The organism is Pseudomonas sp. C8002, assembly GCF_013385765.1.
Classification (GTDB): Bacteria; Pseudomonadota; Gammaproteobacteria; order Pseudomonadales; family Pseudomonadaceae; genus Aquipseudomonas.
On the sequence record NZ_JACAPJ010000012.1, the window covers coordinates 569,431 to 583,886 of the forward strand.

General features: G+C 62.8%; 7 protein-coding genes. 1 reads left to right on the top strand and 6 read right to left on the bottom strand.

Annotation, left to right across the window (positions count from 1 at the left end):
* Nucleotides 1-9: 9 nt before the first annotated feature.
* The 3 genes from HX814_RS20410 to HX814_RS20420 form a co-directional block, all read right to left on the bottom strand.
* Nucleotides 10-5,115: an NEL-type E3 ubiquitin ligase domain-containing protein gene (locus HX814_RS20410; RefSeq protein WP_177008778.1), complete on the bottom strand. Its 5,106-nt coding sequence runs from the start codon at nt 5,113-5,115 to the stop codon at nt 10-12.
* Between the two features lie 135 nt (nt 5,116-5,250).
* Nucleotides 5,251-8,343, bottom strand: a complete 3,093-nt coding sequence (locus tag HX814_RS20415) for a biosynthetic peptidoglycan transglycosylase (protein ID WP_177008779.1) — start codon at nt 8,341-8,343, stop codon at nt 5,251-5,253.
* Between the two features lie 253 nt (nt 8,344-8,596).
* Complete coding sequence (locus tag HX814_RS20420) at nt 8,597-9,055, bottom strand: transposase (RefSeq protein ID WP_032899435.1); 459 nt, start codon at nt 9,053-9,055, stop codon at nt 8,597-8,599.
* Between the two features lie 656 nt (nt 9,056-9,711).
* On the opposite strand from HX814_RS20420, the gene HX814_RS20425 reads away from it, so the two are divergent.
* Nucleotides 9,712-11,124: an amino acid permease gene (locus HX814_RS20425; RefSeq protein WP_003216436.1), complete on the top strand. Its 1,413-nt coding sequence runs from the start codon at nt 9,712-9,714 to the stop codon at nt 11,122-11,124.
* A 45-nt stretch (nt 11,125-11,169) separates the two neighbouring features.
* Here the strand turns inward: HX814_RS20425 and HX814_RS20430 are convergent, their stop codons facing one another.
* From HX814_RS20430 to HX814_RS20440, 3 genes are all read right to left on the bottom strand, one after another.
* The gene (locus HX814_RS20430; protein WP_177008780.1) at nt 11,170-12,294 is read right to left on the bottom strand and encodes an OpgC family protein; all 1,125 of its coding nucleotides are present in this window, start codon (nt 12,292-12,294) and stop codon (nt 11,170-11,172) included.
* A gap of 143 nt (nt 12,295-12,437) precedes the next feature.
* The gene (locus tag HX814_RS20435; protein WP_003216439.1) at nt 12,438-12,734 is read right to left on the bottom strand and encodes a cupin domain-containing protein; all 297 of its coding nucleotides are present in this window, start codon (nt 12,732-12,734) and stop codon (nt 12,438-12,440) included.
* A gap of 66 nt (nt 12,735-12,800) precedes the next feature.
* Nucleotides 12,801-14,420, bottom strand: coding sequence for an FMN-binding glutamate synthase family protein (locus tag HX814_RS20440; protein ID WP_003216444.1), 1,620 nt, complete (start codon nt 14,418-14,420; stop codon nt 12,801-12,803).
* Between the last annotated feature and the right edge of the window lie 36 nt (nt 14,421-14,456).

A 14,456-nucleotide genomic window follows, 5' to 3' on the forward strand; every position in this document is an offset into this window, starting at 1 on the left:
CCCATACGGTCAGACCTGGCGCGTGACGCGGTTACGTTGTTGGCTGTGGCGTTCCAAAGCCTGGTGGGTCAACTCGCGCATCCATTGTTTTTCGCGGTAGCCCAGTTCGTTGAGCAGCAGGTTGTAGCTGTCGTCCGTCATGGGTTGCCCGGTCAGCACCTGCGGGTGCGGTACACCCAGGGCGTCGGCGAGGCCGATCAGCGTGAGCCTCAACGCTTCCTTCTGCTCGGCGGGTAAGCCGTTGGCCTGGGCCAGCCTGGCCTGGGCTTCCTGCAGTTCATCAAGGCGTGCGCATTGTTCGTCGAAATGCCGGGCATTGGCCTCAAGGGTGTTCGGGTGGTGGTCGTGCAGGTACTGTTCCCAATAGGGCTCCAGCAACATCTGGTTGACCAGGCCATCGCCTTCGCCCAGCTCCAGCACCGTGCTGTAGGCCTGTTCGATCTGCGTGGGTTTTACGTCGCCGGTGTCGCGGTACAGCATGTGTTCCGACAGCCAGGGCAGGTCGAGGCGCTTGGCCAGGGAGGTCTGGTAGCTCAGGTAGACCTCCACGTCGTCCACGTTACCCATCACGCCCTCCCGTCGTTGGGAACGCAGCCATTGGCCGAGGCCGCCTTCGGCTTCGGGTTTGAGCCGATGGGCAATGTCCTCGCTGGCGATGCGGTTCAATTGCTTGAGCCGTGCATTGCCCTTTGCCAGCGTCACCAGTTTGCCCTCGCGCTCGCTGGCCGAGGCGGAGTAACGCTGGGCTTCGCTGACCAGCACTTCGATGCCCAGGTCATTGAAAATCTGTGCACTGCCGTCGGCGCACAGGCCGGGAAAACTGGCCATCTTGAACAGCTTTTCACGCAGCGCCGTATCGTTGTGGGCCGCCTCCAGCAAACGCCAGACGCGCTCGCGCAACGTTTCAAGATTGTCCCAATAGGTGTCCATGTCCTGGGGCCGCTGGAAGAAGTCGGGCGCTTCAAGGGCCTTGATCACCTCGAACAAACCCTGGGAGCCGTGCTCGCGCTCCACCGCTTGCCACAGCTCCTGGCGCCTGCCCAGTAACGGCGGCCTGACCCGTTCCAGCCACGGGCCGCTCTCTCCACGGGGCTCATAGCTGCGGTTGGGGTCCAGTCCGGCGGCTTCGCGGTACTGCTCGTACAGCAGGCGCTGGTCGTTGAGCAGGGTGTTGCGGTCCAGGCGGGTGTGGGCGACGGTCCGGGCCTCGGCGCTGCCGGCCATGAGCGCTGGCACATGATCAATCCGGGTTTGGCTCAGGTCCAGCAGGAAACCCTCCTCCCGTGGGTGGGCAAACAGCCCGGTGGGCCATTGGGTGATGGGGGTGCGGCTCAGGAACAGGCGGCGCAGGTGCGGCATTTTCGAGATGTTCGGTGGCTGCGTCAGCGGGTTGCGGTACAGGTTCAGGTTGCGCAGGTGCTTGAGGTTTTTCAGGCGCGCAACGTCGCCGTTGAGCAGCGTGATCTGGTTTTCCCCCAGGTTGAGGTCGCGCAGGTAGCGCATGTTGGCGATGGGCTCGGGCAGCCGCGTCAGTTCGTTCGCACTGACGTCCAGCTCCCGCAGGGACGGGAATGCCTGCAGAAAGGGCCACTGGCTGTCGTTGAACATGCAGTTGGCCAGCTTCAGTTGGGTGACGTGCTCGAAACCATTGCCCAGCAGCGGCAGGCTGCCGGGCAGGTCGAGGGCGCTGAGGTCCAGGCTCGCGCCGCTCTGCACCTGGCCCAAGTCGTCGCGGTGCTCGGCGAGGCGGTCTTCCCAGCAGCGATAGAGTTTGTGCGCAATGATATTTTTACGCAGTTTTTCCTCCCGGGCCATGCGGCTGTTTTTGGGATGGGGGCCGGGCAGGCGCTTCCATTGCTCCAGCTCCCGGTACAGGTTGTGCCGCTGCAGGACCAGGCGATTGAGGACATCGTTGTTCAGCCCCGGGCCGATCTCATTGAGGAACCGCTGCAGGCGTTCCTCCTCCAGGGTCGGGAACAGACTGGCCAGCACCTCCCGGGCGCGGGCCTGGCCCAGGTGCTCCTGGGCGCGGCGCAACCCGCCGAGGGCCGCGCCGCCGAGCAGGGTGGTGGTCTGCACATCTGCCGTACTGCGCAGCGGTGGCTCGGCCAGCACCCGGCGCCGTTCGGCCAGGGGTTCGAGGGTTTCCATCAGCCAATGCTTGAGCCCGGCGCCCTGGCCGGGCCGGTAGCCCAGTTCACGTTGCTGCGCTTCGGACAGCGCGCGCAACAGGCATTCATACAGGGTATCCGGCCCATGCAGGCGCTGGCCCTGCTGATCGAACAGTTCGTAGCCCATGTCGTTCTGGCGCACCAGCACCCGGCGCCGGCGGGCATCGGCCGGCCCGGCTTCACAACGCAGCGTACCGCTGACCAGGCGATCGCGGATTTGCAGGTGCAGGTCGCCAAAGCCATCGCTGTAGCGCTTGAGGGTATTGAGCACCAGGCGCTCGGTACCTTCGGTGATCGCCCAGGGCGGGAAGAACCCCGCGTAGGCCTGGACACTGTGCTGGGCGAAGCTCAGTTCCCTGGCCTGATTGAGCAGGCGCAGCGGTACGTGGTGGTCCAGGGTTTGCCGTTCGGCCGGGGTTGTGCCGGCCAGCAGGGTGTCGGCCAGCGGCCGGTCCAGCGGGCTGGCCTGTTCGCGCAAACGGCGTTCATGGGGATCGGCGCTGACCTGGCGGGCCTGATGGATGTAGTCGGCGATGTCACCGGTCTGGCGCGCCACCGAGTCCGCCAGTTGATCGCGCAAGGTTTGCACGCGCAGTGCTTGCGGCACGTCGCCGCCCAGCAGGTGCCTGATCGACGGCTCATCGAGAAACTCCAGCACCCGCGCCGGCAACTCGCCGGACATCACCTCGGCCAGGCTCAATTGCAGCGTGTCGGCCGGCGATGCCTGCGGGTTGGCGTACTTGTGGGAGTCACCGCTCTTGTCCGAGCGCACGAACACTTCCAGTGCCTTGGTTTGGGGCCAGCCCGGCAGCTCGGTGATGGTCTGCTCGAACCAGGCGGACGTCGCATCCAGCGGCAGCGGTGCGCCGGCGCGAATGGTGTGCACGGTCTGTGTGGCAGCGCGCTGGGCTTCATAGCGATTGAGGGTCGCTTCCAGCAGCGGCGGGGTCGGCCGGTTTTGCACGTAAAGGTTGCGCAGCACACCGTCGTCGGCACCGCTGATGCGTTGCATCTGCTGCAGTTGCTGGTTGCTGAAGGGCGCCGTGCGCGGCCCCAGGCGGCGCATCAGCGTGGCGCTGTCCCAGGTGCGCGGTTGCTCGGCTTCATGTACGAAGGCGCCGTCGCCGTTGAACCGCACCAGGGGTTGATAGGCGTTGGCGCGCTCCGGGTGAGCGATACGCGTGTCGCCGGTTTCAGGGTCTGCCTGCACTTCGAAGTGAGCACCTTGCAGCGCGAGGATCTGCTTGCCCTGATGGGTGTGCAGGCCGTCGACAATGGGCGGCTGGTCGAGGTTTTTCACAGCATAGGGCGCAATATCCGGGTGCCACAGGCGCGTGCTGCCGTCGGGCCGCACCACCGGGCGCAAGCCTTCGACGAAGGGGCTGAGCTTGAGCCGTGCGACATGGCCCAACTGGCTGGCAGCACCGAACAAGGCAAACTGGATCACGCTGTCGGCCACCGCGACCACTTGCTCCGCCGCCTCGGCACCACGCCCCTGGGCCCAATCGACAATCCCCTCGAACACCTCGTCGGTGATCTGGTACAGGCTGTAGGCGAGCATCGCTTCCCCCAGCAGCGGCACGAAGGGCGTCAGCAACAGCAGCGCCGCATTGAAGATATCCCCGAGGATTTTTTCCAGGTTGTCCCACCAGGCCCAGCGCGCGTGGCGGTCGGCGGTGGCGGTGGGCACGGCGATGTCCAGGGCATCGTTGACGATCTTGTTCAACTTGAGGCGGTACTGGTAATTCCACAGGTCATTTTCGGCGGCGAGCGTTGAGCGATTGACGTGATCGTCACCGATAGCCTGCACGCTGAATTGCAGGTTTGGCTGGGTGATCGGGGTGTCGCGCCAGCTGGGGCGCGGGTCGGTGTGGGCGGTTTGATGCCAGCGCACACGGCTCAAGCGTGTATTGAGCCCGGCAAAGAATTCACCGCGCCTGGCGTGGTCGATGAACTGGCTGAAGAAGGTCTGGTAGCGCTGGCTGTCCCGCAGTTTTTCCGTGAGGTGGCTGAGGAAGGCCGCAGGCGAAGGGTATTGCTTCAGAGGGTGTTCGGGGTCTGCGGGGATGTACACCAGCACCTTGCCGACGGGCCGGGTGGGCTGCGGGACAAACAGCAACAGGATGCCGGTCAATGCCGTGTTCATCAGGCTCAGGGTATGGCATCCAAGCGCCTGACCGTCCAGCAGCGCGACGCGGCCGGCGATCAGGTCGAGCACGGCGCCGTGGGCATCGGCGTCGATGTCCCGGTTGATCAAGGCCAGGTGCGCCGCCGTACCCAGGGCAGTCTTCTGAGTGGCAATCATCTGCAGGCGCACGGCCCGGGTCACCGCCGGGTCATAGAATCCCAGGGCCTGGCGCAGGCTTTTCTGGTAGCGGGCGCCCAGGTCCAGGGTGCGGCAGATGTGCTTGAACTGTTCAGCGGTCAATACCGCGCCGGTGATGGAGTGGCGCAAGGTCAGTGTATCCCGCTGCCCGCGAGGGTCTTCGGCGGACAGGAAGGCGTAGTCGACGAAGGTGTCCGAGGCGGCAAAGTTGGCCAGCGCGACGTCCAGCAGCGACAGGGTTTTGCTTTGCTCCCCACGATTGAAATCGTGCACCCACCAGGCAACTTTGGCGCTGGCATACAGCCGCAGGCAGGTGGTTCTGACGTCGATCTCGCCATAGGCCTTCAAGGCATTTTTCAGCAGCGGTTCGGCGAAGGCGTACACGTCGGTCAATGCCTGGAATCGCTGGTCCATCGCAGCCTGCTGCTGCCAGTGTGCGGCGATCGCGGGCTTGAGCGCTTGATGCTGGTTGGCGCTGGCATGGGGATAGTGGCGGATGCCTTGGCGGGCGACGTCGTTGAGTGCGCGCAGGCGGAGTGGCGAGGTGGTTTTCAGCCAGTGCGGCAGGGCGTTTTCGATAAACGCGTGGTGCAGGGACTGGTCGGGTATGTCGGCCATGGGGGCAACCTGTAGAGCTCAAAAAGAAGGCTTGAGTCTATGCACCGGCACGGCTGCGGATAAGTTTGAATAGTGGGTGGAAACCGCGGCGGATCCCTCAGTAATCCGCAAGTGAAAAGCGCAGGGATAGGCCCATCAGCGCACGCTGCATAAGCTGTTGTTGCCCGGTTGCAGATAGGGCGTAAGAATCGGCGCCATGCCCTTGAGTACCTGTACCGGCAACGCCGAAGTGAACTTGAAACCCTGGGCCGAAGCGCCGGGGACGAAGGCGGTCAGCGTGCCGAAATGATGCTCGCCGATGTAGAACACGAAGGTCGCCGTGCGGTTGATCGCCTTGGAGCTGAGAATCCGCCCGCCGGCGCCGATGGCTTCGATCCGGTTGTCGCCGGTACCGGTCTTGCCGCCCATGGCCAAAGGCGTACCGTCCGCCAGTTTGAAACTGCCGGACACGCGTCGTGCAGTGCCCGCGTCCACCACCTGGGACAGCGCCCCCTTGAGTGCCGTGGCCACCTCGGAAGGCATCACGCGCTTGCCGCGATTGGGGTCGTTGACCAAGCGGGTTTCGTACGGGGTGTCGGCGGCAAAGCGCAGGCTGTCGATACGCAGGGTGGGCTGGCGCACGCCATCGTTGAGGATGATCCCCACCAGTTCCGCCAGGGCCGCCGGGCGGTCGCCGGAGCTGCCGATGGCAGTGGCAAGCGACGGCACCAGATGGTCGAAGGGGTAGCCGACTTTCTGCCAGCGCTGGTGAATATCGAGGAAGGCTTCGATCTCCAGCATGGTGCGGATGCGGCTGTCGCGGGCACTCTTGTGGCGGCTCTTGAACAGCCAGCTGTAAACCTCCTGGCGCTCGTGTTCACTGGCGGCGGTGGCCTGGGTGAAGGTGGCGTCAGGGTTGTTCAGCAGGTAGCCCATCAGCCACAGGTCCAGCGGGTGAACCTTGGCGATATAGCCTTGGTCAGGCAGGTCGTAGGCGCCGGGGCCGTAATTCTGGTAGAGCTTTTCGAGGCGCTCGTCGGTGAGTTTTTCAGGGCTTTTGACGCTGCTCAAGTGCGAGCGGACGAAGCTGTTGAAACTCGCCGGGCTGGCGTTGGGCAGCAGGTAGCGGTGTACGGCGGCCAGGCGGATGGCGGTGGGGTGCATGCTGTCGAGGAAGGTGTCGAGGCGCGCCTGGGTGTTCTTGTTGCGGTATTTCTTCCAGAACTTGAGCAGGAAGGTGGTGCCTTCGCGGTCGGCGAATTTGGCCAGGTATTCCTGGCGCCTCGGGTCACTGTCGTCCCTGAGCAACTCGGCACTGTTGTTCGCACCGTGATAGGTGCTGTAGCGCACCAGGTCACGCATCAGGCGAATGAACGGCAAGTTGATCGACTCGCGCAGGGCTTCGATCAACGTGGGATTGCGACCATTGTCCTGGCTACGGAAGTTATGGAAGTGGTGCATGCCGCCGCCGGTGAAAAAACCTTCGCCAGTGTTGGCCGAGTATTGGCGATTGAGGGCGGCGTCGAGCATGGCCGGCAGGTTGCGGTCGCTGTTCTGGGCCAGATAGTCGAGGGCCCAGCGGGTAATGCGGTCCGTGTCCTCGACCGGGACTTTGCGCAGCTCGGCGGCAGGTGTCGCAGCGTATTTATCATGCAGTTCGCTGACGATTTGCAGGTAGGTAGTCATCACCCGCAGCTTGGCGGTTGAACCCAGTTCCAGCTTGCTGCCTTCGTTGATGTCGAATGGCTGGTCGGTGCTGTCGGTTTGCACGCGCACGCGGGCGCCGTCGGGTGTCATCTCGTAGAGGTTGAAACTGTAGCGAACCTGAGCGGTGCTGGCGGGTGTCAGCAGCGTGGGCCCGAGCAGGCCGATCTGCGCGGCGAAGGCGGGGTCGGCGAGTTGCTTGAGGTACGTGCTGGCCTGGCTTTGCAGGTCGGCTTGCAAGGTGCTCGTGGCAGAGAGATCGAGTCGATCGAGGTCGTACAGCGGCTGGTTGAGCAGGGCGGCCAGGCGAGTGCGGGCGACGCTGATGCCCTTGTTGGTTTCGATTGGCTGGATCGTCGGTTGTTGCTGCCAGTCACGGTAGGTGACTTTGCTGGCGAGGGCTGCGCTGGCCAGCGCCGGGTCGATCACGTTGTTTTGTGCGAGCAGGCGGATGTGGCTGTCGGTGAGGTCCGCCAGTTCCTTGTGGCCCTTGGACAGATAGTGAGACGGGCGACGCTGGGCGATCATCAGCGACAGCACCTCGCGCAACGCCAGACCCTTTTGCGGCAGCTGTTTGGGGTCGGTGCCGATGAGCAGCGCGTTTGTCTGGTTGAAGTCGGCGCCGTACCACACGCGCAAGCCTTCGGCCATGCCGTGCACTTCGCCATGGCCGGGTACCGCCGACAGGGGCACGCTGTTGAGGTAGTCGCGCACGATGTCCTGGCGAGCGGCAAGGGTTTGCGGGCCGTCCTGATACGCGCGCACGCTGGCAGAAATCATCTGGCGGATTTTCTCGCCGCCGGACAGGGTCAGGCCGTCGGGCGAGTGGCGGTATTTTTCCAGCTGCGTGGCCAGGGTACTGCCGCCTGCCGTCTGGCCGGGCAGGTGCAAAAGCTTCGCCACCTGGGACCAGGCGGCCTTGGCAAAGCGCGGCCAATCCACGGCCGGGTTGAGTTGCGGGTTTTTCGGGTCCAGCAGGTCGCGGTCTTCGATAAACAGCAGGCTGCTGACCACCACCGGCGGGATCGCCGCAAAGCTTGGGTAGAACTGTTGTGGATACGTGAACTGATACAGCGGCGCGGCGCGGCAATCGGTGATGGTCAGGCCGGCCTGGATCTTTTCCGGGTAGGGCACGAACAGGCCGCGCTGGGCGTAGGCCATCAGGTCGGGGGAGAAGCGCGCTTGAGCCTGGATCAGGTAGTCACGCTTGATCAAGCGCGGCAGGAACTCGCCGAGGGCGCTGTAGCCCAGGCGCTTGTCAAAGGGCCCGGCGCCAGGGTAAACCCGCGCATCGCTGGGGCCCGAATGCATTTGGTAGGTGAGGGTTGAGGCAATGTCGGAGAAGGTCTTGGCCTGCAACCTTGAAGTGCGCATTTCCCGCAGGGCGGCAAAGCCCAGGGCGATCAGCGCAATCAGCAGCACCAGCCAGAACAGCCGCCACCACAACCGTCGGCGGGGAGGAGGGCTTTGTGGCAACGGCTGTTCATCCGGGCTATCGGTGGATACCGCAGCCTTGGTCGAAGCGTTTTGCCATAAAGCGCCCATAGTCGATTGATCCATTTACGTAGATTGATCGGACTTGGTTGAAGCTTAGACGGTGGTGGGCGAGTGGGGGGGATTTGTGAGTGTGATGCTGTTTGTGGCGAGGGGGCTTGTCCCCCGTTGGGCTGCGCAGCAGCCCCAAAACCTGCCATGAAGATCTTCCTGAAGAAATGCGGTGTGTTTACTGGGGCTGCTGCGCAGCCCAACGGGGGGCAAGCCCCCTCGCCACAGACAAGCCCTCTCCACACAGGAAAAATCAGAGCCAGGCTGCGTCCCATAGTGGGTAGTCACCAATATGTTCGACCAGGCCCGCTCGCAGAGGATTGGCGATGATGTAGCGGGCAATTTTGCGAAGGTCTTCATCGCTACGCACTGCTCGGTCATGGTAGCCAAGTTGCCAGAATCGTTCTTTGCTGCCGCGTGCGCGATTAATGGTGAGGGTGCTGCGGGATTTGGTACGTCCCACAGCCTGCGACAACGTTGTGCCTTGCAGCTCAAATAGCCAATGAAAGTGATCAGGCATGACGACCCATGCCAGAGAGTCGACCATTCCCAATTCATGGGTCTTCCTGAATTCTGCTACCAGTAGTCTTCCCAAATGGAAGTCTTTGAACAGGGGTTGCCGGTTGTGAACCACGGCGGTAATCAGATAAGGACGGCCAGATTCTGAATGTCGACCACGGCGTAACAGATGAGAGTTGGGTTGATGAAGCATTCCTTTGCTCCTTGAGGGGAAGTAGTCAATTGACGTTAGCAGCTGCTATGGAGTGCTCTCTTGCAGTTCAGTGTCGGCGTGTTTCTCGAAGGTAGATTTGTGGCGAGCGGGCTTGTCTGTGGCGAGGGGGCTTGTCCCCCGTTGGGCTGCGCAGCAGCCCCAGTAAAGACACCGCATTTTTCCGGATAGAACTTATGGCAGGTTTTGGGGCTGCTACGCAGCCCAACGGGGGACAAGCCCCCTCGCCACAGACAAGCCCCTCGCCACAGACAAGCCCGCTCGTCACAGATAACCCCGCCACATAACCCCAAACCGTCGAGCTAGAGCCTCCCCCACCCGTAAACCCGCCAAAGGTAGGGGCATGACGCTGCACCATTACCGTGCAATACTCGCCGCCGTTTGGTGGCGATGATTCCTACGCTAACCAGGTGATGCTCCTCCGCAAAAGGCGCCTTTACCGAGAGTTCCCGCTGAATCTTGCCGTTTATAGAGTGAAAACCCCTGGGTTTAGCTTTTTATACTGCACCCCCGCTGATCTGGCCCGGCCAGACCGTTTTACCCAAAAGGTGATCCGGCAACGGTACGCCATGGCAGACCCGCCATGACGCCCCGGACTCGGTGGCTCATATCCAATAACAAGACGAGGTTGTATCCCTATGCCAGCTGGCAATCATCTGCCCCACGGCGAGACCGCTCAGGGCGGTCCGCTGAAACGCGAACTCGGCGAACGGCATATTCGCCTGATGGCCCTCGGTGCATGCATCGGCGTCGGCCTGTTCCTAGGCTCGGCCAAGGCCATTGAAATGGCCGGCCCGGCGATCATGCTGTCGTACATCATCGGCGGCCTGGCGATCCTGGTGATCATGCGCGCCCTCGGCGAGATGGCCGTGCACAACCCGGTGGCCGGTTCGTTCAGCCGCTACGCCCAGGATTACCTCGGCCCGCTGGCGGGCTTTCTCACCGGCTGGAACTATTGGTTCCTGTGGCTGGTGACCTGCGTGGCAGAAATCACGGCCGTCGCCGTGTACATGGGCGTGTGGTTCCCCGATACACCCCGCTGGATCTGGGCCCTGGCAGCACTGATCAGCATGGGCACCATCAACCTGATCGCGGTCAAGGCTTTCGGTGAGTTCGAGTTCTGGTTCGCACTGATCAAGATCGTCACCATCATCGCCATGGTGATCGGCGGCGTCGGCATCATCGCGTTCGGCTTTGGCAACGATGGCGTGGCCCTGGGCATTTCCAACCTGTGGACCCACGGCGGCTTTATGCCCAATGGCGTGCAGGGTGTGTTGATGTCCCTGCAGATGGTGATGTTCGCCTACCTGGGCGTGGAGATGATCGGCCTCACCGCCGGTGAAGCGAAGAACCCGCAGAAGACCATCCCGAGTGCCATCGGCTCGGTGTTCTGGCGCATCCTGCTGTTCTACGTCGGTGCGTTGTTCGTGATTCTGTCGATCTACCCGTGGAACGAAATCGGCACCCAGGGCAGCCCGTTCGTGATGACCTTCGAGCGCCTGGGTATCAAGACCGCCGCCGGCATCATCAACTTCGTGGTGATCACCGCAGCGTTGTCGTCGTGCAACGGCGGTATCTTCAGCACCGGGCGCATGCTCTACAGCCTGGCGCAGAACGGCCAGGCCCCGGCCACGTTCGGTACCACCTCAAGCAACGGTGTGCCGCGCAAGGCGCTGCTGCTGTCGATCTTCGTGCTGTTGCTGGGCGTGCTGCTCAACTACATGGTCCCGGAAAAAGTCTTCGTCTGGGTCACTTCCATCGCTACCTTCGGCGCGATCTGGACCTGGCTGATGATCCTCCTGGCCCAGCTCAAGTTCCGCAAGAGCCTGACCCAGGCCGAACGTGACGGCCTTAAATACCGCATGTGGCTGTACCCGGTCAGCTCCTACCTGGCCTTGGCGTTCCTGGTGCTGGTGGTGGGCCTGATGGCGTACTTCCCGGACACCCGTGTGGCGCTCTACGTGGGGCCGGTGTTCCTGGTGCTGCTGACGGTGTTGTTCTACGTGTTCAAGTTGCAGCCGACTCAAGCGGCGGCACGCACCGCGAGCTGAGTTTCCTGCGCTCAACAAAAAGCCCCTTTCGGGGCTTTTTGTTTTTCAGGCGGTGGCAACGCGCGCCGGTTGCGTGAGCCGCTTGTTCAAGTCCAGCCAGGCCCCCAGCAACGCCATCAACCCGGCGCCTACCAGTGCGGTGAAAATCTGCATGGCGAAGGCATCGCCGGTGATCGCATTGATCATGTCTGCCAGTGGCGCCAGCAGCACCCCCAGGCAGAACACTTCCAGGGAGTAGCGCCCCATACGGCAGGTTTGTCGGGCCAGCCAGTTCTGCGTCCATTCGCGGCCAGGCAGCAGCTTGGCGGTGACATAGGCCAGGGCCAGAAAATGCAGCAGGCGCACCGGCGACAGGTCGGTCTTGCTGATGGGGTACAGCAGGTCACTGAGCGCCGACGGCATCAGCGCGTCGTGGATTTCCGGCCAGCGCCACGAGAGCGTGAGAACCCCCGCCAACAGCGCATACACCGCCGCAGCGACGAACAATGGCTGACGCAACAGGCGCCGAGTCTCGACAGGGCGGGGTTGCCCGGCATGAATCGCCGCCGCGCCGCCCAGCACAAACAGCAACTGCCAGGTCACCGGATTGAAATACCACACGCCGTCGGCAATCGCCGCCAGGTTCCAGCCCAGGTGCGGGGCCAGCAAGTACACCGCCAGCGAAACAGCCACCACCGCCCAGGTCTTGCGCAACAGCAACGGCAACACCAGCGGCAGGCAACCCAGCAGCACGATGTACAGCGGCAACGGGTCCATCAGGTTGGGTTTGAAGCGCAGCAACAGTTCATCCACCAGGGCTTGCTGGGGATGGGTGACGAAGTGCGTCAGGCCCATCTCTTCAACGAGGTCGCGGGTTTCCACATGGCTGTTGGCGAAGAACACGATGCCCATCAGCATCGCCAGCAGGAAGATGTGCACCACGTACAGCACCCAGGTGCGCCGCCAGATCTTCACGCAGGCGATCAGATAACCGTCGCGCTGCAGGATCTTGCCGTAGGCCAGCACGGCCGCATAACCGGCCAGGAACACGAAGACTTCCGCCGCGTCGCTGAAACCGAAGTTGCGCAAGGTGATCTGGCCCAGAGGGTTGTGGGGCACGTGATCCCAGAAAATAAAGATCAACGCCAGGCCCCGAAAAAAATCGATGCGCGGGTCGCGTCCGTTCAACATGGCAGCGGGCTCTTGAACAAGGGGTTTAGTAATGACAAGTGGACGACGGCTTCAGTCGAGCCGTACGTCGGGCGGGCGCAGGTTGGCGGTATTTGTAAGCAATTGCAAAGCTGAGTTTTTTGCTGAATGTCTCATCGCTTTGTTTAAACGTCGATGATCACCAGCGTGCCTTGGCTGCCGGCGAGTACCGCGTGGGCGATGCCGGCTTCAACCAGGTACATCTGACCGGCGCCGACGTCGATGGCCTCCTCGCCAATAGACAGGCGCAAAAGGCCGTCGATCACCAACAGCCCTTCGTTGTAGTCGTGGGTTTCTTCTTCATAAGCCTGTGCATCCATGCGCAGCACCTTGATCCGCGCCGGGCCGACCTGGCCCACGCGGGTGGATTTCCAGGTGTCCGGCAGTTGGGCGGCAAGGGCGGTGAAGTCGAGTAACGGCATGGTGAGGCTCCTTGTTTCAACGATGCCGTTCGGTGGTCCGGTTCAGCGGGGTTGTTCAGTGCGGGCTCAGGCCGCGGCGATTTCATTCGGCTCAAAACTGTCCGCCCGCGCCATCTGCCACATGCGCGAATAAAACTCGCCGTTCACTTCGCCGGTGAGCAATTCGCCAGGTTTCAGGAACACATGCAGCTGCGAAAACAACTTGATCTCGGTGGCCGACATGCGCCGCACCAGGTGCTTGGCCGACAGTTGTGAAGGGTGGTCGAGACCGGCGGCAGCGAGCATTTCTGCCAGGGCCTTTAACGTGTTGCGGTGGAAATTGAACACGCGCTGGGCCTTGTCCGGCACCACCAGTGCGCGCTGGCGCAACGGGTCCTGGGTGGCCACCCCGGTGGGGCATTTGTTGGTGTGGCAGCTTTGCGACTGGATACAGCCGATGGCGAACATGAAGCCCCGCGCCGAGTTGGCCCAGTCGGCACCGATGGCCAGCACGCTGGCGATGTCGAACGCGCTGACGATCTTGCCGCTGGCGCCGAGCTTGATCTTGTCCCGCAGGTTCAAGCCCACCAGGGTGTTGTGCACGAACAGCAAGCCTTCACGCAGCGGCACGCCGATGTGGTCGGTGAACTCCACCGGCGCGGCGCCGGTGCCGCCTTCCTTGCCGTCCACCACGATAAAGTCCGGGAGGATGCCGGTTTCGAGCATGGCCTTGGCGATGCCCATGAATTCCCACGGGTGGCCCAGGCAGAACTTGAAGCCCACCGGTTTGCCGCCCGACAGTTCACGCAGCTGGGCGATGAAGTGCATCATTTCGATGGGAGTGGAAAACGCGCTGTGGCGCGACGGCGAGATGCAGTCCTCACCCATCATGATGCCGCGGGTGTCGGCGATTTCCTGGGTGACCTTGTGCTTGGGCAGGATCCCGCCGTGGCCCGGTTTGGCGCCCTGGCTCATCTTGATTTCGATCATCCGCACTTGCGGGTTCTGCGCCTGCACGGCGAAGCGTTCCGGGTCGAAAAGGCCGGCGCTGGTGCGGCAGCCGAAGTAGCCGCTGCCGAGCTCCCAGGTCAGGTCGCCGCCGTTTTCCCGGTGATAGGGGCTGATGCTGCCTTCACCGGTGTCATGGGCGAAGTTGCCGAGCTTGGCCCCCTGGTTGAGCGCGCGAATCGCGTTGGCGCTCAGCGAACCGAAGCTCATGGCCGAGATGTTGAACACCGAGGCCGAGTAGGGCTGCTTGCATTGCGGGCCGCCGACGATCACGCGAAACGCGCTGGGGTCGCTCAGCGGCGCGGGGCGCATGGAGTGGCCGATAAACTCAAAGCCCGACTGGTACACGTCGATCAGCGTGCCGAAGGGTTTGTCGGCACTTTCATTCTTGGCGCGGGAATAGACCAGCGAGCGCTGGGCCCGGGAGAAGGGCAGGGCGTCGCTGTCGGATTCCAGCAGGTACTGGCGGATTTCCGGACGGATGCCTTCCACCAGGTAACGGATATTGCCCAGGATCGGGTAGTTGCGGCGCACCGCGTGGGGGCTTTGCAGCAGGTCGAAAATGCCGATCAGGCTAAGGATGCCGGTGACCACGGCGATCGGCCACAGCCATTCGTGTTCGATAAACGGCATGCTGGCGAGGGTGAAAATGACGCAGACGGCAAAGAACGCGTAACGGCTTAACAAGGACAGGCTCATACAGGGTTCCTTAGTTTTTATCCTGTAGGAGCGAGC